Below are 1063 nucleotides of genomic sequence, written 5' to 3'. Positions count from 1 at the left end.
CTATCGCGCCCGAGCTTGCGCAAACCGGCGAGACCAGACCTTGCCTAGCGGCTGACTGCGTCGTCGTCATCCTGTAATCCAATAGCCAGTGCGGCACCGCCACCAACCGCGCCGGCGCCCAACAGCACCGGCAAAATGCCGGGCCCGGAATTGGCAGGTCCGGTAGCAGCTTCCTGCGCATCAAGCGAGACGCACATACCGCCTTGCACCGGATCGATGCTGACGGTCGCGTTGGCCGGAACATCAAGCGCGCAATTGGCGCCGATGGCCAAAGAAGCCGATGCTTGCGGCCCGGTCATGATGCGCGCGCCTGGATAAATCGGCGCTCCCGCGCCCACCCCGGCGTAACCGCCGGCCTGCGACATCTGCACATCACCCCGGACTTGGGTGAACTGGCCGACAATGCCAGACACGGGCGCAGCGGCCAGGCACGAACATGTCTGTGCCGACTGGGCAACAGCATCAGACGCTGTAAACCAGGCACCTCCCCCGGCGAGAGTGATAAAAGCTAAGACAACCCCAACCCGATGATGCCCGGGCATTTCTACCCCCCTTCGAACCAACGACCCGCCCCCGGAACGGATCGCTTACGCACCCCTTCGATCAACAACACTCAAAGAACTCACCAGCACTCACGGTGGTCCGCCCCTCAGCGACTGACGGCTTTGTCGTCATCCTGCGTCGCCGCCAACACACCGCTGGTGACAAGCGCACCGGCGAAAATCCCTTCGGGCAGGCCAACCCCACTTGTGCCACCGGACGGCTGGCTGGCCGCCGTCCGTTCTGAACCCACGAGTTTCAGACAGATGTTGCCGCCCACGCGTGAAACATCCAGACTGGAATTCGCAGGTACATTCATGTTGCAGCCGCCAACAAGTACGGATGCCGAACCCTTGGTACCGACTACCACCCGACTGCCAAGGCCGAGAGTGCTCCCCGCCTTTGCAGGACCATAGCCGACCGACTGCGAGACCATCACGTCGCCATCGGCGGAACGAATGGATCCAATCGCACTCGCCGGGCCGCGATAGGCGGCAGCGCAGCTGCAGGATACGTCCTGGGC

At 63.3% G+C, this 1063-nt stretch carries 2 protein-coding genes; both read right to left on the bottom strand.

Going from position 1 to position 1063, the window contains the following annotated elements:
• Positions 1–44 precede the first annotated feature (44 nt).
• Complete coding sequence (locus FJ980_RS33915) at positions 45–413, bottom strand: hypothetical protein (RefSeq protein ID WP_140547702.1); 369 nt, start codon at positions 411–413, stop codon at positions 45–47.
• A gap of 236 nt (positions 414–649) precedes the next feature.
• Positions 650–1063, bottom strand: a 414-nt coding sequence (locus FJ980_RS33910) for a hypothetical protein (RefSeq protein ID WP_140547701.1), incomplete at its 5' end; no start/stop codon positions are given.

The sequence above is a fragment of the Mesorhizobium sp. B1-1-5 genome (genome assembly GCF_006443065.1).
GTDB lineage: Bacteria > Pseudomonadota > Alphaproteobacteria > Rhizobiales > Rhizobiaceae > Mesorhizobium.
Note: the sequence above shows the minus strand (reverse complement) of the source record. Positions and strands in the feature narration are given on the sequence as shown.